The sequence below is a fragment of the Bradyrhizobium sp. IC3195 genome, from assembly GCF_020193585.1.
Classification (GTDB): Bacteria; Pseudomonadota; Alphaproteobacteria; order Rhizobiales; family Xanthobacteraceae; genus Bradyrhizobium; species Bradyrhizobium yuanmingense.
The window spans coordinates 1-474 of the sequence record NZ_JADYVG010000089.1; the positions used below are offsets into that span (position 1 = coordinate 1).

The 474-nt window shown below is 63.7% G+C and carries 1 protein-coding gene; it reads left to right on the forward strand.

The features are described 5' to 3' along the window. Positions 1–474 (forward strand): aminotransferase class III-fold pyridoxal phosphate-dependent enzyme (locus tag I6F09_RS37220; protein WP_225190205.1); only part of this gene is annotated, 474 nt, incomplete at both ends.

The window sequence follows — 474 nt, forward strand, 5'->3', positions numbered from 1 at the left end:
GCCCTGGTGACCGAGCTGGTGCCGACCATGGATATGGTGCGGATGGTGAACTCCGGTACCGAAGCCACCATGAGCGCCATTCGCCTGGCGCGCGGCTTCACCGGTCGCGACAAAATCATTAAGTTCGAAGGCTGCTACCACGGCCATGCCGACTGCCTGCTGGTGAAAGCCGGTTCCGGCGCGTTGACCCTCGGCCAGCCGAACTCGCCGGGCGTCCCGGCCGATTTCGCCAAACATACCCTGACCTGCACTTATAACGACCTCGCCTCGGTGCGCGCGGCGTTCGAGCAGTATCCGCAGGAGATCGCCTGCATCATCGTCGAGCCGGTGGCCGGAAATATGAACTGCATTCCGCCGCAGCCGGAATTCCTGCCGGGCCTGCGCGCCCTGTGCGACGAATTTGGCGCCCTGCTGATTATCGACGAAGTGATGACCGGCTTCCGCGTGGCGCTGGCAGGCGCTCAGGCTTACTAC